This is a genomic window from Pseudomonas sp. GXZC (assembly GCF_026967615.1).
Classification (GTDB): Bacteria; Pseudomonadota; Gammaproteobacteria; order Pseudomonadales; family Pseudomonadaceae; genus Aquipseudomonas; species Aquipseudomonas azotoformans_A.
Genome location: NZ_CP114115.1, coordinates 539,894 through 565,923, shown reverse-complemented (window position 1 = coordinate 565,923; position 26,030 = coordinate 539,894). Strand labels below are relative to the sequence as shown.

Here is a 26,030-nt window from a genome sequence, read left to right as displayed (position 1 = left end):
GGGCTCAGACGCCCAGGTAATCCAGGATCCCTTCGGCAGCATTGCGCCCTTCGAAGATCGCCGTCACTACCAGGTCAGAACCACGCACCATGTCGCCACCGGCGAAGATCTTCGGGTTGCTGGTCTGGTGCTTGTACTGGCCTTGTTCCGGGGCGACGACGCGGCCCTGGCTGTCGGTCTGAATCTGGAACTGCTCGAACCACGGCGCCGGGCTTGGGCGGAAACCGAAGGCGATGACCACGGCGTCGGCCGGGATGATTTCTTCGGAACCCGGGATCGGCTCAGGGCTGCGACGGCCACGGGCGTCCGGCTCGCCGAGACGGGTCTCGACCACCTTCACGCCTTCGACGCGGTCTTCACCAACAATTGCGATCGGCTGGCGGTTGTAGAGGAATTTCACGCCTTCTTCCTTGGCGTTCTTCACCTCTTTACGCGAGCCCGGCATGTTGGCTTCGTCACGACGATAGGCACAGGTCACCGACTTGGCGCCCTGGCGGATCGAGGTGCGGTTGCAGTCCATCGCGGTGTCACCACCGCCGAGCACCACGACCTTCTTGCCTTTCATGTCGACGAAATCTTCCGGCGACTTTTCAAAGCCCAGGTTGCGATTGACGTTGGCGATCAGGAAATCCAACGCGTCGTAAACGCCCGGCAGATCCTCACCGGCAAAGCCGCCCTTCATGTAGGTGTAGGTGCCCATGCCCATGAACACAGCATCGTATTCTTCGAGCAGTTGCTCCATGGTGATGTCTTTGCCGATTTCGGTGTTCAGGCGGAACTCGATACCCATACCGGTGAACACTTCACGACGGTTGCTCAGGACGGTTTTTTCCAGCTTGAACTCGGGGATACCGAAGGTCAGCAGGCCGCCGATTTCCGGGTTCTTGTCGAACACCACCGGGGTCACGCCGCCACGCACCAGCACGTCGGCGCAGCCCAGGCCGGCAGGACCGGCGCCGATGATGGCGACGCGCTTGCCGGTCGGCTTGACCTTGGACATGTCCGGACGCCAGCCCATGGCGAACGCGGTGTCGGTGATGTACTTCTCCACCGAGCCGATGGTCACCGCGCCAAAGCCGTCGTTAAGGGTGCAGGCACCCTCGCACAGACGGTCCTGCGGGCACACCCGGCCGCAGACTTCCGGCAGGGTGTTGGTCTGGTGCGACAGTTCGGCGGCGGCGAGGATGTTGCCCTCCGCCACCAGCTTGAGCCAGTTGGGAATGAAGTTGTGCACCGGGCACTTCCATTCGCAATACGGGTTACCGCACCCCAGGCAGCGGTGGGCCTGGTCGGCCGAGTGCTGGGGTTTGAAGGGTTCGTAGATCTCCACGAACTCTTTCTTGCGTTGACGCAACAGTTTCTTCTTCGGATCTTTGCGCCCGACATCGATGAACTGGAAGTCGTTATTCAGACGTTCAGCCATGTTAAAACCTCATCAAACTGTTCAGGCGCATATCACTGCGGGTTGGCACGGATGCTGGAAAGCAACGATTTCAGGTTGGCAGCCTTGGGCTTGACCAGCCAGAAACGACGCAGGTAATCATCGAGGTTTTCGGCGAGGTTGCGGCCCCATTCGCTGCCGGTCTCCTCGACATACTCGTCCAGCACGTGCTGCAAGTGGTTCCGGTAGGATTCCATGGCTTCGCCGCTGATCCGCTGGATCTCGACCAACTCGTGGTTGACCTTGTCGACGAAGGTGTTGTCCTGGTCGAGCACGTAGGCGAAACCGCCGGTCATGCCCGAACCGAAGTTGTAACCGGTCTTGCCCAGTACCGCGACAAAGCCCCCGGTCATGTACTCGCAGCAGTGATCGCCAGTGCCTTCCACTACGGTGTGGGCACCGGAGTTACGCACGGCGAAACGCTCACCGGCGGTGCCGGCGGCGAACAGCTTGCCACCGGTGGCGCCGTACAAGCAGGTGTTGCCGATGATGGCACTGTCCTGGGTCTTGTAGACGCTGCCTTTAGGCGGAACGATCACCAGCTTGCCGCCGGTCATGCCCTTGCCCACGTAGTCGTTGGCGTCACCTTCCAGGTACATGTGCAGGCCACCAGCGTTCCACACGCCAAAGCTCTGGCCCGCAGTGCCCTTGAAGCGGAAGGTGATCGGCGCCTTGGCCATGCCCTGGTTGCCGTGCTTGCGCGCGATTTCGCCGGAGATGCGGGCGCCAATCGAACGGTCGCAGTTGCAGATATCCAGGGCGAACTCACCACCGCTGGCGTCGTTGATCGACGATCCGGCGATTTCCACCATCTTCTCGGCCAGCAGGCCTTTGTCGAAGGGCGGGTTGCGCTCGACGCCGCAGAACTGCGGCTTGTCGGCCGGAATGTGATCGCTGCCGAGCAGCGGCGTGAGGTCCAGGTGATGTTGCTTGGCGGTCTGGCCCTGAAGGATTTCCAACAGGTCGGTGCGACCGATCAGCTCTTCAAGGGAACGCACGCCCAGCTTGGCCAGCCACTCACGGGTTTCTTCGGCGACGTAGGTGAAGAAGTTCACCACCATGTCGACGGTGCCGATGTAGTGATCCTTGCGCAGCTTCTCGTTCTGAGTGGCGACGCCGGTGGCGCAGTTGTTCAGGTGGCAGATGCGCAGGTATTTGCAGCCCAGGGCGATCATTGGCGCGGTGCCGAAGCCGAAGCTCTCGGCGCCGAGGATCGCGGCCTTGATCACGTCGAGGCCGGTTTTCAGGCCACCGTCGGTCTGCACACGGACCTTGCCGCGCAGGTCGTTGCCGCGCAGGGTCTGGTGGGTTTCGGCCAGGCCGAGTTCCCACGGAGCGCCGGCGTACTTGATGGAGGTCAGCGGCGAAGCGCCGGTGCCGCCGTCGTAGCCGGAAATGGTGATCAGGTCGGCATAGGCCTTGGCCACGCCAGCGGCAATGGTGCCCACGCCGGCTTCTGCTACCAGCTTCACCGAGACCAGCGCCTGCGGGTTGACTTGTTTCAAGTCGAAAATCAGCTGCGACAAGTCTTCGATCGAGTAGATGTCGTGGTGCGGCGGAGGCGAGATCAGCGTCACACCCGGCACTGCGTAACGCAGCTTGGCGATCAGACCGTTGACCTTGCCGCCCGGCAGTTGGCCGCCTTCACCGGGCTTGGCGCCCTGGGCCACCTTGATCTGCAGCACTTCGGCGTTGACCAGGTATTCCGGGGTCACACCGAAACGGCCAGTGGCAACCTGCTTGATTTTCGAGCTCTTGATGGTGCCGTAACGCGCCGGGTCTTCACCGCCTTCGCCGGAGTTGGAACGCGCACCCAGGCGGTTCATGGCTTCGGCCAGGGCTTCGTGAGCCTCAGGCGACAAGGCGCCCAGCGAGATACCGGCAGAGTCGAAGCGCTTGAGGATCGACTCCAGCGGCTCGACTTCGCTGATGTCCATCGGCGTGTCCAGGGTCTTCACCTTGAACAAATCGCGGATCATCGACACCGGGCGGTTGTCCACCAGCGAGGTGTATTCCTTGAACTTGGCGTAGTCGCCCTGCTGCACGGCGGCTTGCAGGGTGTTGACCACGTCCGGGTTGTAGGCGTGGTATTCGCCACCGTGCACGAACTTGAGCAGACCGCCTTGCTGGATCGGCTTGCGCGCGCTCCAGGCTTCGGCTGCCAGGGCTTTTTGCTCGGCTTCGATGTCGACGAAACGCGCGCCCTTGATACGGCTCGGCACGCCACGGAAGCTCAGGTCGCAAACCTCTTCGGACAGGCCGATGGCTTCGAACAGCTGTGCGCCACGGTACGAGGTGACGGTAGAGATGCCCATCTTCGACAGGATCTTCAGCAGGCCCTTGGTGATGCCCTTACGGTAGTTCTTGAACACCTCGTAGAGGTCGCCCAGCACTTCACCGGTGCGGATCAGGTCACCCAGCACTTCGTACGCGAGGAATGGGTACACCGCCGAGGCGCCGAAGCCGATCAGCACCGCAAAGTGATGCGGGTCGCGGGCGGTGGCGGTTTCCACAAGGATGTTGGAGTCGCAGCGCAGGCCTTTTTCGGTCAGGCGGTGGTGCACTGCACCCGTCGCCAACGAAGCGTGGATCGGCAGCTTGCCTGGTGCGATGTGGCGGTCGGTCAACACGATCTGGGTACGACCGGCGCGCACGGCTTCTTCGGCCTGGTCGGCGACGTTGCGCACAGCGGCTTCAAGGCCGAGGCTTTCGTCGTAGTTCAGGTCGATGATCTGGCGGTCGAAGCCTGGGCGATCCAGGGTCATCAACGAGCGCCACTTGGCCGGGGAAATGACCGGCGAGCTGAGGATCACTCGGGAAGCATGCTCAGGCGATTCCTGGAAGATGTTGCGCTCGGCACCGAGGCACACTTCCAGGGACATCACGATGGCTTCGCGCAGCGGATCGATCGGCGGGTTGGTCACCTGGGCGAACTGCTGGCGGAAATAGTCGTACGGCGTGCGCACGCGCTGGGACAGCACGGCCATTGGCGTGTCATCGCCCATGGAACCGACCGCCTCGTAGCCTTGCTCGCCGAGCGGACGCAGCACCTGGTCGCGCTCTTCAAACGTGACCTGGTACATCTTCATGTACTGCTTGAGCTGGTCGACATCGTAGAAAGCCGAACCGTGGTCGTTGTCTTCCATGGTCGCCTGGATGCGCAGGGCGTTCTTGCGCAGCCATTGCTTGTACGGGTGACGGGACTTCAGGCGGTTGTCGATGGCGTCGGTGTCGAGGATCTGACCGGTTTCGGTGTCCACGGCCAAAATCTGGCCAGGGCCCACGCGGCCTTTGGCGATAACGTCTTCAGGCTTGTAGTCCCACACGCCGATTTCGGACGCGAGGGTGATGAAGCCGTTGGTGGTGGTGACCCAACGCGCAGGGCGCAGACCGTTACGGTCAAGCAGGCACACCGCGTAGCGGCCGTCAGTCATGACCACACCGGCCGGGCCGTCCCACGGCTCCATGTGCATCGAGTTGTACTCGTAGAACGCACGCAGGTCCGGGTCCATGGTTTCGACGTTCTGCCACGCTGGCGGAATGATCATGCGCACGCCACGGAACAGGTCGATGCCGCCGGTGACCATCAGTTCGAGCATGTTGTCCATGCTGGAAGAGTCGGAACCCACACGGTTGACCAGCGGGCCGAGCTCTTCCAGGTCCATCAAATCGTTGGCGAACTTGGTGCGACGGGCCACGGCCCAGTTGCGGTTGCCGGTGATGGTGTTGATCTCGCCGTTGTGGGCGAGGAAGCGGAATGGCTGGGCCAGCGGCCATTTCGGCAGGGTGTTGGTGGAGAAGCGCTGGTGGAACACGCAGATTGCGGTTTGCAGGCGCTCATCGCTCAGGTCTGGATAGAAGGCGGTAAGGTCCGCCGGCATCATCAGGCCTTTATAAATGATGGTCTTGTGCGAAAAGCTGCAGATGTAGTGGTCGGTGTCGGCGGCGTTGGAAACCGACGAACGACGACGCGAGGTGAACAGCTTGATCGCCATGTCCTGGTCGCTCAGGCCTTCACCGGCGATAAACACTTGTTCGATCTGCGGCAGGCGCTCCAGGGCCAGGCGGCCGAGTACGCTGGTGTCGATTGGCACTTTGCGCCAGCCGACGAGTTGCAGGCCGGCGGCCAGGATCTCGCGGTTCATGTTCTCGCGAGCGGCTTCGGCCTTCACCGGGTCCTGGTTGAAAAACACCATGCCCACGGCGTACTGCTTGGGCAGGTCGACCGCAAATTGTTCTTTTGCGACAGCGCGCAGGAACTGGTCGGGCTTTTGGATCAGCAAGCCACAACCGTCACCGGTCTTGCCGTCGGCGTTGATCCCACCGCGGTGGGTCATGCAGGTCAGGGCCTCGATGGCCGTTTGCAAAAGGGTATGACTGGGCTCGCCCTGCATATGGGCTATCAGGCCGAAACCGCAGTTATCCTTGAATTCATCGGGTTGGTACAGACCTGCTTTCATAGACACTTTCTCACCAGGCTGCCTCTTATATCGAGGCAAATTTCTTTTCAATTCAACCGGTTACCTTCCACGCCGAACGTACGCCGGCTTAGCGGGGGCAAAAGGGAGGTCATTGTACACACCGACACAGACGCTCACAAATTTAGCGACGAAATGTCGCAAATCTATGTCGCATTTATGAAAGGTTTAAAGCGATATGCTGTGCTAGTCAAAACTTTTTTAATTCTGACCGCTACGACTCAAAAGCTACTGTGACGCAGACACCACAAAGCGCGCGGTCTCTAGAGACTGCACGCACTTGCGGTTATTTTTTGAGGTGCCGGGAGGGCGGCCTGGGTAAGGCCGCCGGATCTTCAGCGAGTTGTTGCGAGTTCTTGTTGAACGCTGGCAACAGTGCGAGGCCAAGGTTTACCAGCCTGGACCTTCGCTGGCAAGGTTTTGATCGCAGAATCGGCGGCTGCACGGCTGGAGAAGTTGCCGTAGGTGATCACGTAGAGAGGCTTGCCGTTGAGCACTTTCTTGAAATAACGGTACTCGCCGCCCTGCTCTTTCACGAACGCCTGAGCGTTGGCTTCGGAACTGGTGCCGAGGATCTGCACGACGAAGTTGCCGGTCGGCTGGCTGGCGTACCAGCTGCTGCCAGCGGCGCCGGCTTTGGCAACGGTGGCGGCCGGTTTTTCAGCAGGCTTGGCAGCCGGAGCCGGGGCTGGCTTGGCGGCTGGCGCAGGCGCGACCGGCTTGGTCACAGGCGCAGGCTTGGCGGTGGCGACAGTCGGTGCCGGGGTCGGCTTGGCAACCGCAGCCGGCTGGCCCGCTGGCACGCCCGCAGGCGGCGCAGTGGTGGTCACGGTAGGTGGTGTGGCGCTGGAGCCCTCCAGCGGCACGCCGTCGTCGCCTTCGGAGATGCCACCGGCTTCTTCGGCGAGCGGACCGCGCATCACCGGCTGGCCGACCATCGGCAGGTTGGTCGGTTGGCCGGAGTTGGCGAACTCGACGTTTGGCGTGGGCTTGCCCAGTGGCAACTGCGCCTGTTCGGTTGGCGCGCCGGCCGTGGTCGGTGCCTTGCTGCGGCCTGGAATCAACCAGGCGGCGGCGACAGCGACCACGACAACGGCGGAAATAGCCAATACGTGTTTCTTAGGCATAGTGAACCCCATCTTTGGACGCTTGACCGCAGTGCGGCTGGCAATCATGGCTTCGATCATGGCATCGCGGGCAACCTGGTTGATGGTGCCAGGCCAGCCGTCGGAGCTTTCGTGAATATCAGAGATCTGCTGAGCGGAGAAAAGTTCGATACCGGCCCCTGCGCCTTCAAGGCGTTGAGCCAGGTATTCGCGGGTTTCTTCCTCTTCGTACGGCTGCAGCTCGATGACGTGGAACAGCTCCTGGTCACCGCTGATCTGCTCCAGCTCGGCGATCAGCGACGACTCACCAAACAGGAATACGTGCGGGCGACCTTCCGGTGTACCGGCTGCCAGCGCCAGCAGCGCCTCCAGGGCGGATTCGTCGAGCTGCTCGGCGTCATCCACCAGCAGGTAGACTTCCTGGCCGGTCAGGCCCAGCTGCACCACTTGCTTGAGGATCGCATTCGGCTCGGCAGTCGCCACGTCCAGCGCCTGGGCGACTTGGCGCAGAACGCCCGCCGCATCACCGGCACCACGGGCCGACACCACCACACTCTGCACCGACTGCTTGTTGGTGCTGGCCACCAGGGCCTGGCGCAGCAGGGTCTTGCCGCTGCCCAGCGGGCCGGTCACGACCAGCAGCAGCTGGCTGTAACGTGCGAGGTGGTGCAGCTGGCCAAGCACTGGCTTGCGCTGGGCCGGGAAAAATTTGAAGCCAGGCACCCGTGGAGCAAAAGGGTCGTGGCTTAACTGGTAATGGCCGAGGAACGCCTCGTCGGCATGCAAACTAGTCATCGGGATCTTATTAACCTTTAAGCTGGGCCAGGGCGCGGTAATCCGCTCCCAGCGTGGCCTGTAAAATCTCTTTCGGATAATCGTCGGTCACCACCGCTTCGCCCATGTGGCGCAGCAGCACCAGTCGCAGTCGACCGTCGATCACTTTCTTGTCTATTGCCATATGTTCGAGGAAATCCGCCTCAGTCATCTCCTGCGGCGGGATCACCGGCAAACCGGCGCGCTGGAACAGGCGGATGCCGCGATCACGCTCCTCGGCGCTGATCCAGCCCAGGCGCTGCGACATCTCCAATGCCATCACGGTGCCAGCCGCTACAGCCTCCCCGTGCAACCACACACCATAGCCCATGTGGGTTTCGATCGCATGGCCGAAGGTGTGGCCCAGGTTGAGGGTGGCCCGTACACCGGACTCCCGTTCGTCGGCATTCACCACCAGCGCCTTGGCGGCGCAGGAGCGGGAAATCGCTTCGGTGAGTGCTACTTGGTCAAGGTTGCGCAACGCGTCGACGTGTTCTTCCAGCCAGGCCAGGAACGGCTCGTCGCAGATCAACCCGTACTTGATGACTTCCGCCAGGCCCGCCGACAGCTCGCGCGGCGGCAAGGTGTTAAGGGTCGCGGTGTCGATCAGCACGGCTTGAGGCTGGTAGAACGCGCCCACCATGTTCTTGCCCAGCGGGTGATTGATGCCGGTCTTGCCGCCCACCGACGAATCGACCTGGGACAGCAACGTGGTCGGCACTTGGATAAAGTCCACGCCACGCTGGTAACAGGCCGCAGCAAAGCCGGCCATGTCGCCGATCACACCGCCGCCCAGGGCGATCACGGTGGTGCGTCGGTCATGACGTGCGGTGAGCAGGCCATCAAAGATCAGTTGCAGGGTTTCCCAGTTCTTGTGGGCTTCGCCGTCGGGCAGGATCACGGAGATCACCGAATAGGCCGACAGGCTGCGGCTCAGACGCTCAAGATACAGCGGCGCGACCGTTTCGTTGGAGATGATCGCCACTTGCCGCCCGGCAATATGCGGTGCGAGCAACTCGGGCTGGTCCAGCAGACCTTCGCCAATATGGATCGGGTAGCTGCGCTCGCCTAGATCGACCTTAAGTGTCTGCATGTGTCCCCGCGTTAGAGATATTGTGACGACCGATGACGTCACGTTCTGACGTCACCTGATGGCTCTACGCCACACCCCGCAGGGTGATAGCGCGCCGCCGAGAATAGCGCATTTCGAGCCGGGCTTTAACGGGGTGGCAGCCGTTGCAGGCGCTCAAGAATGTCGAGGACCACCATCCGAGGTGGCCGCTCATCGGTTTCTACCACCAGGTCGGCGATTTCCCGATACAGCGGATCGCGCAGCGTGAGCAGGTCCCGCAGGGTTTTCTCCGGGTTGGCCGTGCGCAGCAACGGGCGATTGCGATCGCGGGCGGTGCGGCCCACCTGCTGCTCGACCGACGCATGCAGATAGACCACCCGACCACCGGCATGCAGCGCGCGACGGTTTTCTTCACGCATCACTGCGCCACCGCCGGTCGCCAATACCACGCCGTCGAGGCCGCACAGCTCGGCGATCATCGCCTGCTCGCGGTCACGAAAGCCCAGTTCGCCTTCCTTATCGAAGATCCATGGGATATTGGCACCCGTGCGCAATTCAATTTCCTTGTCGGAATCTTTGAACGGCAGGCGCAGCTCTTTGGCCAGCAAACGGCCGATGGTGCTTTTTCCAGCGCCCATCGGTCCTACAAGAATCAAATTTCGCACAGAATCAACGACTCACAGCAATCGCCTGGTTATTCATAATACGCGGAGTCAGGAATACCAGCAGCTCGGATTTTTTCTCCGCCATCACATCGCGCCGGAAAAGGCGGCCAAGATACGGCACATCGCCCAAAAATGGCACTTTATCTACCACTTTGCTTTGGGTATTGGAGAAAACCCCGCCGATGACGATGGTCTCGCCATCCTTGACCAGCACCTTGGCGTTGACCTCGTTCTTCTTGATCGGCGGTACGTCGTTGAGTTTGTTCAGGTAGTCGGGCTCGTCCTTGGTGACCTTGACCTCCATGATCACGCGGTCATCCGGGGTGATTTGGGGGGGTGACTTCCAGCGACAGCGAGGCCTCCTTAAATGAAACCGACGTAGCGCCACTGGAGCTGGATTCCTGGTAGGGAATCTCGGTGCCCTTGAGAATGCGCGCGGTTTCCTTGTCGGACGTGACCACCTTGGGTTGCGAGACGATTTCACCGTTGCCGGTTTTCTCCATGGCGGTGAGTTCCAGGTCCAGCAGCAGGTTGTCGGTGATATAGGCGATACCCAGGCCCGAAGTGCCGGTGAGTGACCCCAAGTCCACAAAGGGTGAACTGGGTGGATTTTCCGGCGGTTCCGCGCCTTCAGGCTGAGGTTTCGGAATGCCTCCCGCGCCCCAGTTGCCCCGATTGAGCCGCCCACCCCAACGTGCGCCGAGGCTTTTGTCGTAATCGACATTGGCCTCGACAATCCGCGCCTCGATCATCACCTGGCGTACCGGAATATCCAGCTGTGCCACGATCCGCCGCAGCTCTTCCAGCCGCTCAACGGTCTGGTAGGCGATGATGTTGTTGGTGCGATCATCCACCGCCACCGAACCTCGCTCATCGGTCACGCCTTCAAGGCCGGTGACCGACTGGAACAACTTGGCCAGGTCCGCCGCCTTGGCGTAATTGACTTGCAGCAGCTCCCGGCGCAACGGCGCCAATTCGGCCATCTGTTTGCGCGATTCCAGCGTCAGCAGTTCACGCGCAGCCAGTTCCTCGGCCGGCGCCACCAGCAACACACCGGCCTTGACCCGCTTGTCCAGGCCCTTAGCTTGCAGCACCAGGTCCAGCGCTTGGTCCCAGGGCACCTCCTTGAGACGCAGGGTGATCGAGCCTTGCACATCATCGCTGGCAACCAAGTTGAGGCCCGCCACATCGGCAATTTGTTGCAACGCGGTGCGCAACTCGATGCTCTGGAAGTTGAGGGTGAGCTTATCGCCTGTGTAGGCGCTCAGTGTGCCGATGCCGGGAGGCGGCAACTGGATCAGATCCACACGATTGGGCACAGCAGCAGCCATCGGTGCCGTGAACGCTATCCATAGCGCCACACCGAAGGACGAGAAAGTCCTTTTCATTGTTTGATTCCGTTATGAGTTGATGTTTAACAACAAGGTTCGCGGGCGTTCCAGCCATGCGCCCTGACCATCGGGAAACAGCTCGACCAGTTCTATAGCGCGCTCATGGATGGCCGTGATCCGACCATGATCCGGCCCCAGGTAGTCCCCGACCGCCAGGCGATGGACCTTGGAGGCAGCACGTAACAAGGCAAAAACCTGCACCCCACGGGACAGCGTGCCGACCATTTCAAACTGGTCAACCGCGAGGCTTTCCAGCACGCCACGCGGTCGGGTGAGATCCGGCGCCCGGGCCGGCCGCCCCTTCACAGGGTCGACCTGCGCTGCGAGCAGTTGAAAGGGATCACGCAACCCCGACAAGTCGTAGGCAAAAGGCTGTCGCGGTACACGCTGCCCACCGCCCTGCGCATGCCAGTAAGTCTTGACCAGCAGGTCCAGACGCAGCAGCTTGCCATCACGCCGCAGGGCCCTATCGTACACTGTAGCGATGCGCGACAGGCTGCCCAGACCCGTGAGGAACATTGCCAGATCGTGATAAGTGCCCATGACACCGACCTGCACGGGTTGTTCGTGAAAGAACGGCTGAGACTCCTCATCCAACGGCGTGACGCTCTCGACCAGCAAGCCATTGGCCAGTGCCAAGCGCGCGATATCTTCGAGCAAGCCAGGCATTTCGGACTCGCCGGGCAACGCCTGCGTTAGTTCATTGACCTTAACTTGCATCCGTTGAAGCTGCTGTGCGCGCGCTTCAAGGCTGGCGGCCAGGCCAGTCTTGTGTGCAATTTGCTGTTGTAGGGCCACTTCCCGCGCTTCGACCTGACGCAACCGCTCCCGCGAAGGGCTCAGGTACACAAGGTCGCCCACCACAAACACCACGCCCGCCAGCGCACAGCCCAACAGGGCCTTGCCAGGTAGGGGCCATTTTGCAGCGTTGTGAGTGAGTGCAGAAAGATTGAGCCTTGGCAGGCTCAAGGTTGAGCCTCGGAGGACTCTCCCTGACGCACCATCAGCTGGAATTCATTGTTACCGCGCGCGCCATCCGTTCGCACATGCTGCAGACGCGTGGAATGGGCACCTTCCGCCGCCTCCAGGCGACGCATCAATTGGGCGATGTCCTGGCTGGACTCAGCGCTGCCGCTGATACTGACCGTATCGCCCTTGGCGACCACTTCATGCAGGTGCACGCCGTCGGGGACCGCGCGCGCCAGTTGGTCCAATAGCTGCGCGCCTGGCGAGCGGGCATCGTGCAGGTCTTGCACGACTTTCATGCGCTGGGCCAATTGCTGGCTTTGCTCCTGCAGATCGTCGATGGTCTTGATGCGTGAATCCAGGCCGATGACCTCCTTGCCCAGATGGTCATTGCGGGTCACTTGACGGTCGATGGCCTGGTCGATGACCTGGTCCGCCAGCCACACGGCAGCGAGCGCCGCACAGGTGAACACCAGCAAGCACGCCAGTAGATACTTGCGTCGCCGCTCTGCCAGCGCCTGACGCCAAGGCAGTAGGTTGATTCGTGTCTTCAAGCGAAACTCCTCAGGGCCAACCCGCAGGCAATTCCCATCCCCTGGGCATCCACGGCCCATTGTGCACCATCGACGCGATGGCTCGGCGTGAAGCTGGCGAAATCCTGACGGCAAGCGCGCGCCAATGCAAACGCTTCGATATCGATCACCTTCGGCACCAGCCCCGCCAGCGCCAAAACCGCCTCGCGAGCCTCCACGTGTTCCTTCAAGCACGCGGCCAAGAGCACCTCGACCCGACTCGGATCCAGGGCCGTCGGCCCGCGCACTTGAAAGTCGATAGCCACATCATCCAGCGGATAAGGAATGTACTGGTCCGCCTCCATCTGGATCATCCAGGTCATCTCATCATCAGAGAGCCCGGCGTCCATCTCGATCATCCGCGTGATCACCGAGGGTCCGGACACTGCAGCGACAGCACCACGAACCGAAGTCGACAACCGCGACCACGCGCTGCGCAGGGCGCGCCCTACGCCGTCTAGATCAAGGAACGTGCCATCGACTACCGCTTGCGCCGGCAGCGCCTGTGTGACGTAGCCTTGAACGTTGTAGCCTGAAGCTGAACGGCCCAGCTCGATCAAGCGGATGGCCGTGTCATTGATGTCGACACCCAGCAAGGTGCCGCCTTTTCCCGTGAAAAATCCCTTTCCCATAAAACTCCCTAAAGCTTTGCCTGTCATACCGCCTGATTGCCGCTGGGCGCCATGCATTCGGTCGACTTGTTGAACAGGTGCGAATGACGTCCCAAGTCGAAAAATGCTTTAATGCCCAGCGTTTTTTCCCGCTTTTTATCTGCAGCTCGGGTCGATCCATCGTTTGCCATGCATGCCCCGACGCCTAACTCATTCTTTTCTCTGGAAATCCAAAAGCCTTGATTCGTCTGCTGAAGTTTTTCGGGTACTCCATTGTCGCCATCGTTTGCGGGCTGCTGCTCGTGCTCAGCGGGGCTTACCTCTACCTTAGTCCGGGTTTGCCCTCGGTAGAGGCCCTCAGAAGTATCCAGTTGCAGATTCCTTTGCGGGTCTACAGCAGCGATGAAAAACTGATCGCGGAGTTCGGCGAAATGCGCCGCACACCGATCCGTTTTGCCGATATTCCGCCCAATTTCATCAGCGCCCTTTTGTCAGCTGAAGACGATAATTTTGCCAACCACTATGGCGTCGACCCCAGCAGCCTGGTGCGTGCGGCGACACAACTGGTAAAAAGCGGACACATCCAGTCCGGCGGCAGCACTATCACCATGCAGGTGGCGAAGAACTTCTTCCTCACCAGCGAGCGCAGCTTTTCGCGTAAAGCCACCGAGATCCTCCTGGCGCTGCAGATCGAACGCCAGCTGACCAAGGACGAGATCCTCGAGTTGTACGTCAACAAGATCTACCTGGGCAACCGTGCCTACGGCATCGAGGCGGCTTCGCAGGTCTACTACGGCAAGTCCATCCGTGACGCCAGCCTGGCGCAGATGGCGATGATTGCCGGTCTGCCCAAGGCCCCTTCACGCTTCAACCCCCTGGCCAACCCGGCGCGCAGCAAAGAACGCCGCGACTGGATCCTGGGCCGCATGTACAAGCTGGGCAAGATCGACCAGGCCGCTTACGAAAGCGCCATCGCCGAACCGCTGAACGCCAGCTACCACGTGCCGACGCCGGAAGTGAACGCGCCTTATATTGCTGAAATGGCGCGCGCCGAGATGGTTGGCCGCTATGGCAGTGAGGCCTACACCGAAGGTTTCCGGGTGACCACCACGGTGCCAAGCAACCTGCAGGAAATCGCCAATGACTCGTTGCATTCCGGCCTGATCACCTACGACCAGCGCCACGGCTACCGTGGCCCTGAATCACGCCTGCCAGGCAAGACCCTGAGCGCTTGGACCACCGAACTGGGCAAGCAGCGCGCCATCAGTGGCCTGGAGCCGGCTATCGTCACCCAGGTTAAGAAAGACGGCGTACAGGTGCTGACCCGCACCGGCGAAGCCCATGTAGCGTGGGACAGCATGAAATGGGCGCGTCCCTTCCTGAACACCAACAGCATGGGCGCGCTGCCCAAGCAGCCGTCTGACGTGGCCCAGGTGGGTGATTTGATCCGCGTGCAACGCCAGAAGGACGACAGCCTCAAGTTCAGCCAAGTGCCGCTCGCCCAGGGCGCGCTGGTGTCGCTGGACCCGCAGAATGGTGCAATCCGCGCTCTGGTCGGTGGCTTCGCCTTCGAGCAAAGTAACTACAACCGTGCCACCCAGGCCAAGCGCCAGCCTGGTTCGAGCTTCAAGCCGTTCATCTACAGCGCCGCGCTGGACAATGGCTACACCGCCGCCAGCCTGGTCAACGATGCGCCGATCGTGTTTGTCGACGAGTACCTGGACAAGGTCTGGCGTCCGAAGAACGACACCAACACCTTCCTCGGTCCGATCCGTATCCGCGAAGCGCTGTACAAGTCGCGTAACCTGGTATCGATCCGCTTGCTGCAGGCCATGGGCGTCGGCAAGACCATCGACTATATGACGCGCTTTGGCTTCAACAAGTCGGACCTGCCGCCAAACCTGTCCCTGGCCCTGGGCACCGCGACCCTCACGCCGATGGAAATCGCCACCGGCTGGAGCACCTTTGCCAACGGCGGCTACAAGATCGCGCCGTACCTGATCGACAAGATTGAAAGCCGTAACGGCGACACCCTGTTCACCGCTAACCCGCCGCGAGTGCCGGGGGATGTGGTCAATGGCGTGGCGGCGACGGATGGGCTGGCGGCCCCAGGCAATGGCGGTATCACCATTGAGCCGACTCCAGGTGCCGCACCTGCCACCAACACTGCTGCAACCGAGCCGCAGGCGCCTGCCGTGGCCGAGCGCATCGTGGATGGCCGTACCACCTACATCCTCAACAGCATCCTGGAAGACGTGATCAAGAAGGGCACCGGCCGCCGCGCCTTGGCCCTGGGCCGCCCGGATATCGCGGGCAAGACCGGTACCACCAACGAATCCAAGGATGCCTGGTTCTCCGGTTACAACGCCGATTACGTGACCACCGTGTGGACCGGCTACGACCAACCGGAAAGCCTGGGTCGCCGCGAGTTTGGTGGCACCGTCGCGCTGCCGATCTGGATGAGCTACATGGGCGCCGCCCTGAAGGACAAGCCGCCGCATACCCAGCCGGAGCCGGAAGGTATCCTCAGCCTGCGCATCGACCCGGTGAGTGGCCGTGCAGCGTCGCCAAGCACGCCGAATGCGTACTTCGAACTGTTCAAGAGCGAAGACACGCCGCCGTCGGTCAACGAGCTGGGCAATGGCGTTGTGCCAGGCAGCCCGCTGCCGGCGGATGAGGCGGCACCGATTGATCTGTTCTGAGGTTGGAAGCAGGGCTTATCGTGGTGAGCGGGCTTGCTGTGGTGAGCGGGCTCTTGTGGTGAGCGGGCTTGCCCCGCGCTGGGCTGCGAAGCAGCCCTAAAACATACAACCGAGCTCTAACTGACTTACCGCATTGCCTGGATTAGGGCGGCTTCGCCACCCAGCGCGGGGCAAGCCCGCTCACCACAACAAGCCCACTTACCACAAGGCCTGCTCACCACAAAGGCCTGCTCACCACAGCAAGCCTGACCAGCACAAAGAGATTCGCCACAAAAAAGCCCCGGCTCGCGAGAGCCGGGGCTTTTTGTTGGTGCGTTACAACGACTTAGCCGTTGAACACATCATCCACGCTTTGCAGCGGGTAGTGCTTCGGATACGGCAGGGTCGCAACGCCGGTCTCGATGGCAGCTTTGGCCACGGCATCGGAGATTAGGGTGATCAGGCGCTTATCCATTGGTTTCGGAATGATGTACTCACGACCGAATTCCAGCTTGATACCACCGTAGGCGTCGCACACTTCCTGAGGCACCGGCAGCTTGGCCAGTTCGCGCAGGGCGTTGGCGGCAGCCACTTTCATCTCTTCGTTGATGCGCTTGGCGCGGACGTCCAGGGCACCACGGAAGATGAACGGGAAACCCAATACGTTGTTGACCTGGTTCGGGTAGTCCGAACGGCCGGTCGCCATGATCACGTCGCTACGGGTGGCGTGAGCCAGTTCCGGAGAGATTTCTGGATCAGGGTTGGAGCAAGCGAACACGATCGGGTTGGCGGCCATGGATTTGAGGCCTTCGGCGCTCAGCAGGTTCGGGCCGGACAGGCCGACGAACACGTCTGCACCGTCGAGGGCGTCAGCCAGGGTGCGCTTGTCGGTCGCGTGAGCGAACATCGCTTTGTACTGGTTCAGGTCGGTACGCTCGGACTGGACCACGCCCTTGCTGTCGACCATGAAGATGTTTTCCAGCTTGGCGCCCATGCTCACCAGTAACTTCATGCAGGAGATGGCCGCAGCGCCAGCACCCAGGCAGACGATCTGTGCGTCGGCCAGGGTTTTGCCAGCGATTTCCAGGGCGTTGATCATGCCGGCCGCAGTAACAATCGCGGTGCCGTGCTGGTCATCGTGGAATACCGGAATGTCGCACTGTTCGATCAGGGCCTTTTCGATCTCGAAGCACTCAGGTGCCTTGATGTCTTCCAGGTTGATGCCACCGAAGGTGATGGAAATGCGCTTGACCGTGTCGATGAAAGCCTGCGGGCTTTCGGAGTCGACTTCGATGTCGAAAACGTCGATGCCGGCAAAGCGCTTGAACAGCACGCCTTTACCTTCCATGACTGGCTTGGAAGCCAATGGGCCGAGGTTGCCCAGGCCCAGAATCGCGGTGCCATCGGAAATCACTGCAACCAGGTTGCCTTTGCCGGTGTACTTGTACGCCAGTTCAGGGTCGCGGGCGATTTCACGTACGGGCTCGGCAACACCAGGGCTGTAGGCCAGCGACAGGTCGCGAGCGGTGGCAGTGGCTTTGGTGAGCTCTACACTCAGCTTTCCTGGACGAGGATGGGCATGATATTCGAGAGCGGCAGTTTTCAAATCAGACATATCGGCATTCCGCTTTTACTGTTGGTCGACGGACCGCCGAGGATACGCGTGTCGCAAAGTCCCTACAAGACTGGGCAGTCACAGGTGTCAAGGGCCCTGCGCTACGACTTTTGGCCAAGAGCCACGGGATACAAGGGCTCAACTGTTCACAATCGAATAAAAAAATGTCTACAATTTTTTCTTAATCAGTCGATTTGAGCATGCTGGGGTCGGTCAATGGCAGCACCCAACGTGCGTGGCCGTTTTTCAGGCCACCGCGTTTGGCGCGATCTTGCACCCAGCCACGCGCCTCGATTGCCTTGCCTTGCAGACCACTGAGGGTTGCAGAGTCGAATTGTTTGACGAGGTCGGGTGCAATGCGTAATACCAGTGAACCCTGCAATTCGATCCAGATTCCGCCACGATTGCGTTCGATCTTGCTCACCCGGCCGCTGACCAAGGCGAAGCCGGACTGCTTGAGCCGGGCCACGTTTTGCACCGGCGATTGCCGCCACAGGCCCAACCGCGTGTCACGGGCGCTGTTTTCAGCGGCCTGCTGGCAGGCGACAAGATCCACGTTGGGCGCAACACCTACCTGAAACCCCAGGCCTTCAGCCAGCAGCCGCGCCTCAAGATTCTCGCCATCCGCGCCGTACAGGTGGGCCAACGTGCGGCCGTAGCGGTCCTTGCTCTCGCGCCCAGGCACCAGGCCGACGCGACCGTCGCTGGCATCGACCAATGCCTGCAAGCGCTGGCTGGCGGCGACTGCGTAAGGTTCGTCGGGGCGACCCTTCTTGCCGGTTTCCGGGGCATTGAGGCCAATCATCCGCACATTGCGGCCGTCCTTCAGGCGCAGGGTGTCGCCATCCACTACGCGCTGCACCTCTACGTGGATCAGCGTGGCCGGTGCGGGGCAGAACACCTGGGCCTGGGCGAACGAGAGCCAAATCCCAGGCACAAAAAAGGCGCCCACAAGGGACGCCTTTTTTATCAGCATGGAAAAACCGTAACGGCTTCCCAAGTTGATCGGCCTTAGGCCTTTTTGGCACCGAAAGCACCGAAACGGTCAGCAAAGCGCTGTACACGGCCGCCGGTGTCCAGAGTTTTCTGCTTACCGGTGTAGAACGGGTGGCACTCGTTGCATACGTCAGTACCCAGTGGCTTGCACAGGTTCGAACGGGTTTCGAACTTGTTGCCGCAGCTGCAGGTGACTTCGATGGTTTCGTACGCTGGATGGATATCGGCTTTCATGGCACTTCCTCGGGCTAGCGTGCCGCCACTCGACACTATTGTCGAATACCGCACGTAATTAGGCCGCGGATTCTACCAGACCTTTTTAATCGCGCAAGCCGCGTATCCGGCTGAAAACCTCCTTTCATCAGAAAACCGTGGCATACCCAAGCCCTCCCCTGTCTGCTAGGCTCCCGCCCCTGCGCCACCGCCTGCCTTTATATGAGACTCCCCGCGTGCCCGACGCCATTTTGCGCCTAGCCCTGCCCTCGCCCCTGCGCCGCCTGTTCGATTACCGGGCCCCGGCCGGCGTGCTGCGGGCGCAGTTGCAGCCGGGCATGCGCGTGCGCGTGCCGTTTGGCCGGCGGGAGATGATCGGCATTCTGGTGGAAGTCGCGGACCACAGCGAAGTCCCGGCGGAAAAGCTCAAGCCTGCGCTGGCGATGCTCGACGCCACCCCACCGTTGCCGCCTGCCCTGTTCAAGCTGTGCCTGTGGACCGCCCAGTATTACCAGCACAGCCTCGGCGATACGCTCAGTTGGGCGCTGCCAGTACTGCTGCGCCAGGGCGAACTGGCCGAAGCGCGCCAGGAACGTTTCTGGTCGATGGTGCCCGGTGCGCGCCTCGACGACCCGCGCATCGCCCGCGCCCCGCGCCAGCGTGAAGCCCTGGCGACACTGGCCCAGCACCCCCATGGCGTAGCCCATCAGCTGTTAAGCAAGCTGATGCTGAGCAAAGACAGCCTCGACCTGTTGCTCGCCAAGGGCCTGGTGCAGGTGGAAATCCGCAAACACGCCCCCGATGCCCGCCACGAACACTGGCTGGCCCAACCGGAACTGCCACTGAACCCCGAGCAACGCGCCGCTTATGAGGCGATTCGTGCCGGCTTCGACAGTTTCCATGCGTTCCTGCTGGCGGGCGTCACCGGCAGCGGCAAAACCGAAGTCTATCTGCAGTTGATCCGCGAGACCCTGCAAGCCGGCAAACAGGCGCTGGTGCTGATCCCCGAGATCAACCTGGGCCCACAGACCCTGGCGCGCTTCGAACAGCGCTTCAACGCGCGCATCGCGCTGGTGCACTCGGCAGTCAATGACCGTGAGCGTCTCGAATCCTGGCTGGCCGCACGGGATGGCGAGGCCGACATTATTATCGGCACCCGCTCGGCACTGTTCACCCCGATGAAAAACCCTGGGCTGATCATCATCGACGAGGAGCACGACGGCTCCTATAAACAGCAGGAAGGCTTGCGTTACCACGCCCGCGACCTGGCACTGGTGCGTGCACGCCAGGAAGACATCCCGATTGTGCTGGGCTCGGCCACGCCATCCTTGGAGAGCTTGCACAACGCCTACACCGGGCGTTACGGCCTCCTACGCCTCAACGAGCGCGCGGGTGGCGCCAAGCAACCCAAATTCCTGCGCCTGGACGTCAAAAGCCGTCCGCTGGACAGCGGGATTTCCGGGCCGATGCAACAAGCCATCGGCCAGACCCTCGCCGCTGGCCAACAGGTCCTGGTATTCCTCAACCGGCGCGGTTTTGCACCGACCCTGCTGTGCCACGACTGCGGCTGGATGTCCGAATGCGAGCGCTGCGATGCGCGCATGACCGTGCACCAGCGCTACGGCGAACTGCGTTGCCATCACTGCGGCCATGTGGAACGCGTACCGCGCCACTGCCCGCAGTGCGGCAAAGTCGACCTGCGACCAGTGGGCGCGGGCACCGAACGGGCTGAAGAGCGCCTGGGCATTCTGTTCCCGGATTACCCGGTTTTGCGGGTCGACCGCGACAGCACCTCGCGCAAGGACGCGATGAACCAACTGTTCGCGACCATCCAGAAAGGCCACCCATGCATCCTGGTCGGCACGCAGATGCTTGCCAAAGGGCACCACTTTCCACGGGTGACCCTGGTGTCGATCTTGGATGCCGATGGCGGGTTGTTCTCCGGTGATTTCCGCGCCAGCGAGCGCATGGCGCAGTTGATCGTGCAGGTTGCTGGCCGCGCAGGGCGTGCCGAAGAGCCAGGCCGGGTGATCATCCAGACTCACCTGGCCGACCATCCGCTACTGATCCAGCTGACCGAACAAGGCTACTTCGCCTTCGCCGAGCAGGCGCTGAGCGAACGTCGCGCGGCGGGCCTGCCGCCGTTTTCCCATTTGGCCCTGCTGCGCGCCGAAGCCCACAAGCCAGGGCAAGCAGAGAGTTTTCTGGATGAAGCGTGCAGCGCCGCCGAACGTTTGCTCGGCGAACTGGGCCTGAGCGGCATCGAACTGCTCGGCCCGGTGCCCGCCCCGATGGAGCGCCGCGCCGGGCGTTATCGCGCTCAGCTACTCTTGCAGGCAACCTCGCGCGCGCCCCTTCATCGACTATTAAGTAGCTGGTTGCTTGCCCTGGAGCAAATGCCCAGCGGTCGCCAAGTGCGATGGTCATTGGACGTAGACCCGGTAGATTTGTATTAAATGAACTCTGTGGCGAGGGAGCTTGCTCCCGTTGGAGTGCGCAGCGCTCCCAAAAGCTTGGGGCCGCTACGCAGCCCAGCGGGAGCAAGCTCCCTCGCCACAGGTTAATCGTCTGTAGAGGGTCTTCGAAGGTTGGCAAGCCCGCCCTCGCCACGGATAATGCCCAGTTTTTCCACCTGCGCATCGCGCGCCGCCGCTTGCGGTCGAAAGAGAACACCATGAAAGACACCATTCGCCAGCTGATCCAACAAGCCCTCACCCAACTCGTCAACGAAGGTGTGTTGCCTGAAGGCCTGACGCCGGCGATCCAGGTGGAAAACACCCGCGACAAGACCCATGGTGACTTCGCCAGCAACATCGCGATGATGCTGTCCAAGCCTGCGGGCATGAAGCCGCGCGACCTGGCAGAGAAAATCATCGCCGCGCTGCCGGTGGACGAAAGCGTCACCAAGGCTGAAATCGCCGGCCCAGGCTTCATCAACTTCTTCCAGAACACCCAGGCCCTGGCTTCGCGCCTGGATGCGGCCCTGGCCGACGCCAAGATCGGCGTGCGCAAAGCCGGCCCGCTGCAACGCGTGGCGATTGACCTGTCGGCACCGAACCTGGCCAAAGAGATGCACGTGGGCCACCTGCGCTCCACCATCATCGGCGACGGCGTAGCGCGGGTCCTGGAGTTTCTCGGCGACACCGTGATCCGTCAGAACCACGTGGGCGACTGGGGCACCCAGTTCGGCATGCTGATGGCTTACCTGCAGGAAAACCCGATCACCAGCAACGAGCTGTCGGATCTGGAAAACTTCTACCGCGCTGCCAAGAAGCGTTTCGACGAGTCCGAAGAATTCGCCGACCGCGCCCGTGGCCTAGTGGTCAAGCTGCAAGCCGGCGACAAGGAATGCCTGGAACTGTGGAACCGCTTCCGTGAGATTTCCCTGTCCCACTGCCAGGAAATCTACGAGCTGCTCAACGTCAAGCTGACTATGGCCGACGTGATGGGCGAAAGCGCCTACAACGACGACCTGATCAACGTGGTCAACGATCTCAAGGCCAAAGGCCTGCTGGTAGAAAGCAACGGCGCGCAGTGCGTGTTCCTCGAAGAGTTCAAGACCGCCGAAGGCGAACCACTGCCGGTGATCATCGTCAAGGCCGATGGTGGCTATCTCTACGCCACCACTGACCTGGCCGCCGTGCGCTACCGCAGCGGCGTGCTCAAGGCTGATCGCGCGCTGTATTTCGTTGACCAGCGCCAGGCCCTGCACTTCCAGCAGGTGTTCGAAGTGGCGCGTCGCGCCGGCTTCGTCACCCACCCGATGCACATGGAACACATGGGCTTCGGCACCATGAACGGCGCCGATGGCCGCCCGTTCAAGACCCGTGACGGCGGCACCGTGAAGCTGATCGACCTGCTGACCGAAGCCCAGGAACGTGCCTACAACCTGGTGAAGGAAAAGAATCCGGAGCTGGCCGAGGCCGACCTGCGCAACATCGCCCGCGTGGTGGGCATCGGGGCGGTGAAATACGCCGACCTGTCCAAGCACCGTACCAGCGACTACAGCTTCAACTTCGAGCTGATGCTGAACTTCGAAGGCAACACCGCGCCGTACCTGCTCTACGCCTACACCCGTGTGGCGGGCGTATTCCGCAAGCTGGGCAAGGACTTCAGCGAAGTCGAAGGCCAGATCGTGCTGGACGCCCCGCACGAACAGGAACTGGCCGCCAAACTGGCGCAATTCGGCGAAGTGCTGAACAGCGTCGGTGAAAAAGGCACACCGCATATCCTGTGCACTTACCTGTACGAAGTCGCCGGCCTGTTCTCCAGCTTCTATGAGAACTGCCCGATCCTCACCGCCGACGACGAAGCCCAGAAGCAAAGCCGCCTGCGCCTCGCCGCGTTGGCGGGACGGACCCTCAAGCAAGGCCTGGAGCTGTTGGGCCTGGAAACTCTGGAGCGTATGTAAGTTGGCTGCCAAGAAAAAACCTGCACCCAAGCGCGGCGCCAGCCGCTACCAGGCCCCGGCGAAGAAGCCGATACCGGGCTGGTTGTGGATGGCGATCGGCCTCACCGTCGGTGCGTTTATCGTGTTCCTGATGAAGCTGGATCCGGGCAAGGGCGATGACGTCAAACGGGTCAAGCAGGAACAGCAGAAGGCCACGAAAATGGCCGAAGCCAACAAGACGGCGCCAAGCCCGACCGCACCTGTGAAGCCGAAGTACGACTTCTACACGCTGCTGCCGGAATCGGAAGTGATCGTGCCGCCTGACGCCGTGCCGGAGAAAACCCTGCCGACGCCACAGGTGCCGACCACGCCCGTCACCCCGGCGGAAGCGGCAAAAATCGACACGGCACGCGCCCAGGCCGCGCTGGCTGGCATTACGCCGCCGCCAGCACCGCCGGTTGCCGAGACCAAAGCCGCGCCGGTGACCAAGTTCTTCCTGCAAGCGGGTTCGTTCCCGAAACAGGCGGATGCGGACCGCGTGCGAGCGCAGATCATTCTGCTGGGGCAGTCGGTGACGGTTGAGTCGGGTACGGTGAAGGATGCGACCTGGTATCGCGTGCTGGTGGGGCCGTTCAGCAACCGTGAACAGTTGACTGTGGCGCAGAAGCAATTGGCCGGCGCGGGCTTTAGCAACCTGTTGTTACAACAACGCCAGAGTCGCTGATTACAGTCAACACAGATCAAAATGTATGTATGGGGGCTTTTGTGGTGAGCGGGCTTGCCCCGCGCTGGGCTGCGCAGCAGCCCAAAAATGGGAAAAACCGCCTGTCTGAAAAAAACTGCGCTTCTTATAGTGGGGCTGCTTCGCAGCCCAGCGCGGGGCAAGCCCGCTCACCACAGCAAGCCCGCTCACTACATTTCCTACGGTTGAAATCCCCCCACCACCCCCATATCAGTTTCCATCAGGGCATTTTCGCCCCGCTGCGTGGAGACTCTCCCCTTGACCACCATCGTATCAGTACGTCGCCACGGCAAAGTCGTCATGGGCGGCGACGGCCAGGTTTCCCTGGGTAATACCGTGATGAAAGGCAACGCCAAGAAAGTGCGTCGCCTGTACCACGGCCAGGTTCTCGCAGGCTTTGCCGGCGCCACCGCCGACGCTTTCACCCTTTTCGAGCGTTTTGAAGGCCAGCTAGAGAAACATCAGGGCCACCTGGTGCGCGCTGCGGTTGAACTCGCCAAAGAATGGCGCACCGATCGCTCCCTCAGCCGCCTGGAAGCCATGCTGGCCGTCGCCAACAAAGACGCTTCCCTGATCATCACCGGCAACGGCGATGTGGTTGAGCCTGAACATGGCCTGATCGCCATGGGTTCCGGCGGTGGCTACGCCCAAGCGGCCGCCAGCGCACTGTTGAAGAAAACCGACCTGTCGGCTCGCGAAATCGTCGAGACCGCCCTGGGCATCGCCGGTGATATCTGCGTGTTCACCAACCACAACCAGACCATTGAGGAGCAGGACCTCGCCGAGTAAGCCGTAGGCTTATTCCGCTTGAGGCCGCCAAACACTATGTCCATGACTCCCCGCGAAATCGTCCATGAACTCAACCGCCATATCATCGGCCAGGACGATGCCAAGCGCGCCGTAGCCATTGCGCTGCGTAACCGCTGGCGCCGGATGCAACTGCCCGAAGAACTGCGCGTTGAAGTAACGCCCAAGAACATCCTGATGATCGGCCCGACCGGCGTCGGTAAAACCGAAATCGCCCGTCGCCTGGCCAAGCTGGCCAATGCGCCGTTCATCAAGGTCGAAGCCACCAAGTTCACCGAGGTGGGCTACGTGGGCCGCGACGTCGAGTCGATCATCCGTGACCTGGCCGACGCCGCCCTGAAAATGCTGCGCGAACAGGAAGTGACCAAGGTCAGCCACCGCGCCGAAGACGCCGCCGAAGAACGCATCCTCGACGCCCTGCTGCCACCGGCCCGCATGGGTTTCAACGAAGACGCCGCGCCGGCCTCGGACTCCAACACCCGCCAACTGTTCCGCAAGCGCCTGCGTGAAGGCCAGCTGGACGACAAGGAAATCGAGATCGAAGTCGCTGAAGTCTCCGGCGTCGACATCTCCGCCCCGCCTGGCATGGAAGAAATGACCAGCCAGTTGCAGAACCTGTTCGCCAACATGGGCAAGGGCAAGAAGAAAAGCCGCAAGCTCAAGGTGAAGGAAGCGCTGAAACTGGTGCGCGACGAAGAAGCCGGGCGCCTGGTGAATGAGGAAGAACTCAAGGCCAAGGCCCTGGAAGCGGTCGAGCAGCACGGCATCGTGTTTATCGACGAGATCGACAAGGTGGCCAAGCGCGGCAATTCCGGCGGTGTCGATGTGTCCCGCGAAGGCGTACAGCGCGACTTGCTGCCGCTGATCGAAGGCTGCACGGTGAACACCAAGCTGGGCATGGTCAAGACCGACCACATCCTGTTTATTGCCTCCGGTGCCTTCCATCTGAGCAAGCCAAGCGATCTGGTGCCGGAGCTGCAAGGCCGCCTGCCGATCCGCGTGGAGCTCAAGGCGCTGACCCCAGGCGACTTCGAGCGCATCCTCAGCGAGCCGCATGCGTCGCTCACCGAGCAATACCGTGAGCTGCTGAAAACCGAAGGCTTGGGTATCGAGTTCCAAGCGGACGGCATCAAGCGCCTGGCGGAGATCGCCTGGCAGGTCAACGAGAAGACCGAGAACATCGGTGCCCGTCGTTTGCATACCTTGCTGGAGCGGCTGCTGGAGGAAGTCTCCTTCAGTGCTGGCGATTTGGCTGGCGCGCAGAATGGCGAAGTGATCAAGATCGACGCTGAATACGTCAACAGCCACTTGGGCGAATTGGCGCAGAACGAAGATCTGTCGCGGTATATCCTGTAAGTCATCTCCCTGCGTCGGCGGTCTCTTGTGGCGAGGGAGCTTGCTCCCGCTGGGCAGCGCAGCGGCCCCAAAATATTGGGAGCGCTTCGCACTGGAGCGCCAGCCCGGTCCAGCG

At 61.5% G+C, this 26,030-nt stretch carries 18 protein-coding genes and 1 pseudogene; 6 read left to right on the top strand and 13 right to left on the bottom strand.

Annotated features, from left to right (window positions below; genetic code table 11):
- Positions 1-4 precede the first annotated feature (4 nt).
- The 10 genes and pseudogenes from OZ428_RS02715 to OZ428_RS02670 form a co-directional block, all read right to left on the bottom strand.
- The gene (locus OZ428_RS02715; RefSeq protein ID WP_038846429.1) at positions 5-1,423 is read right to left on the bottom strand and encodes an FAD-dependent oxidoreductase; all 1,419 of its coding nucleotides are present in this window, start codon (positions 1,421-1,423) and stop codon (positions 5-7) included.
- Positions 1,424-1,455: 32 nt separating this feature from the next.
- Positions 1,456-5,901 carry a glutamate synthase large subunit gene (gltB, locus tag OZ428_RS02710; RefSeq protein WP_269132621.1) on the bottom strand — a complete coding sequence of 1,482 codons (4,446 nt, stop codon included), beginning with the start codon at positions 5,899-5,901 and terminating at the stop codon, positions 1,456-1,458.
- Positions 5,902-6,254: 353 nt separating this feature from the next.
- Positions 6,255-7,820, bottom strand: coding sequence for an SPOR domain-containing protein (locus tag OZ428_RS02705; protein WP_269132620.1), 1,566 nt, complete (start codon positions 7,818-7,820; stop codon positions 6,255-6,257).
- A 10-nt stretch (positions 7,821-7,830) separates the two neighbouring features.
- Positions 7,831-8,931: a 3-dehydroquinate synthase gene (gene aroB / locus OZ428_RS02700; RefSeq protein WP_269132619.1), complete on the bottom strand. Its 1,101-nt coding sequence runs from the start codon at positions 8,929-8,931 to the stop codon at positions 7,831-7,833.
- 125 nt (positions 8,932-9,056) lie between these two features.
- The gene (gene aroK / locus OZ428_RS02695) at positions 9,057-9,575 is read right to left on the bottom strand and encodes a shikimate kinase AroK (RefSeq protein WP_016979191.1); all 519 of its coding nucleotides are present in this window, start codon (positions 9,573-9,575) and stop codon (positions 9,057-9,059) included.
- 4 nt (positions 9,576-9,579) lie between these two features.
- Positions 9,580-10,837 (bottom strand): annotated as a pseudogene (locus tag OZ428_RS02690) (type IV pilus secretin PilQ); the annotation flags it as partial.
- 138 nt (positions 10,838-10,975) lie between these two features.
- The gene (locus OZ428_RS02685; protein ID WP_269132618.1) at positions 10,976-11,935 is read right to left on the bottom strand and encodes a pilus assembly protein PilP; all 960 of its coding nucleotides are present in this window, start codon (positions 11,933-11,935) and stop codon (positions 10,976-10,978) included.
- Entirely contained in the window at positions 11,932-12,486 is a 555-nt protein-coding gene (locus OZ428_RS02680) for a PilN domain-containing protein (RefSeq protein WP_269132617.1), read from the bottom strand. The genes OZ428_RS02685 and OZ428_RS02680 overlap by 4 nt, the downstream gene beginning before the upstream one ends.
- Entirely contained in the window at positions 12,483-13,136 is a 654-nt protein-coding gene (gene pilM / locus OZ428_RS02675; RefSeq protein ID WP_050572433.1) for a type IV pilus assembly protein PilM, read from the bottom strand. The genes OZ428_RS02680 and pilM overlap by 4 nt, the downstream gene beginning before the upstream one ends.
- A 23-nt stretch (positions 13,137-13,159) precedes the next feature.
- Positions 13,160-13,306 carry a hypothetical protein gene (locus OZ428_RS02670; RefSeq protein ID WP_021492324.1) on the bottom strand — a complete coding sequence of 49 codons (147 nt, stop codon included), beginning with the start codon at positions 13,304-13,306 and terminating at the stop codon, positions 13,160-13,162.
- Positions 13,307-13,357: 51 nt separating this feature from the next.
- On the opposite strand from OZ428_RS02670, the gene OZ428_RS02665 reads away from it, so the two are divergent.
- Positions 13,358-15,817 carry a penicillin-binding protein 1A gene (locus OZ428_RS02665; RefSeq protein ID WP_442964829.1) on the top strand — a complete coding sequence of 820 codons (2,460 nt, stop codon included), beginning with the start codon at positions 13,358-13,360 and terminating at the stop codon, positions 15,815-15,817.
- Positions 15,818-16,142: 325 nt separating this feature from the next.
- Here the strand turns inward: OZ428_RS02665 and OZ428_RS02660 are convergent, their stop codons facing one another.
- From OZ428_RS02660 to rpmE, 3 genes are all read right to left on the bottom strand, one after another.
- Positions 16,143-17,411, bottom strand: coding sequence for a malic enzyme-like NAD(P)-binding protein (locus OZ428_RS02660; protein WP_016979185.1), 1,269 nt, complete (start codon positions 17,409-17,411; stop codon positions 16,143-16,145).
- A gap of 181 nt (positions 17,412-17,592) precedes the next feature.
- Positions 17,593-18,387, bottom strand: coding sequence for a thermonuclease family protein (locus OZ428_RS02655; RefSeq protein ID WP_269132614.1), 795 nt, complete (start codon positions 18,385-18,387; stop codon positions 17,593-17,595).
- Positions 18,388-18,422: 35 nt separating this feature from the next.
- The gene (gene rpmE, locus OZ428_RS02650) at positions 18,423-18,641 is read right to left on the bottom strand and encodes a 50S ribosomal protein L31 (RefSeq protein ID WP_010213765.1); all 219 of its coding nucleotides are present in this window, start codon (positions 18,639-18,641) and stop codon (positions 18,423-18,425) included.
- A gap of 215 nt (positions 18,642-18,856) precedes the next feature.
- Between rpmE and OZ428_RS02645 the strand changes: the two genes are divergently transcribed.
- The 5 genes from OZ428_RS02645 to hslU all read left to right on the top strand — a co-directional run bounded on the left by OZ428_RS02645 (position 18,857) and on the right by hslU (position 25,915).
- Positions 18,857-21,076, top strand: a complete 2,220-nt coding sequence (locus tag OZ428_RS02645; protein ID WP_269132613.1) for a primosomal protein N' — start codon at positions 18,857-18,859, stop codon at positions 21,074-21,076.
- Between the two features lie 218 nt (positions 21,077-21,294).
- Positions 21,295-23,031: an arginine--tRNA ligase gene (gene argS, locus OZ428_RS02640; RefSeq protein WP_095014382.1), complete on the top strand. Its 1,737-nt coding sequence runs from the start codon at positions 21,295-21,297 to the stop codon at positions 23,029-23,031.
- Between the two features lies 1 nt (position 23,032).
- Entirely contained in the window at positions 23,033-23,734 is a 702-nt protein-coding gene (locus OZ428_RS02635; protein WP_025858692.1) for an SPOR domain-containing protein, read from the top strand.
- 276 nt (positions 23,735-24,010) lie between these two features.
- A complete protein-coding gene (hslV, locus tag OZ428_RS02630; RefSeq protein WP_003171209.1) occupies positions 24,011-24,541 on the top strand; it encodes an ATP-dependent protease subunit HslV in 531 nt (176 codons plus the stop codon).
- A gap of 36 nt (positions 24,542-24,577) precedes the next feature.
- Positions 24,578-25,915 (top strand): ATP-dependent protease ATPase subunit HslU, encoded by a 1,338-nt coding sequence (gene hslU / locus OZ428_RS02625; RefSeq protein WP_038844805.1) that lies wholly within the window; start codon positions 24,578-24,580, stop codon positions 25,913-25,915.
- The last annotated feature ends 115 nt before the right edge of the window (positions 25,916-26,030 follow it).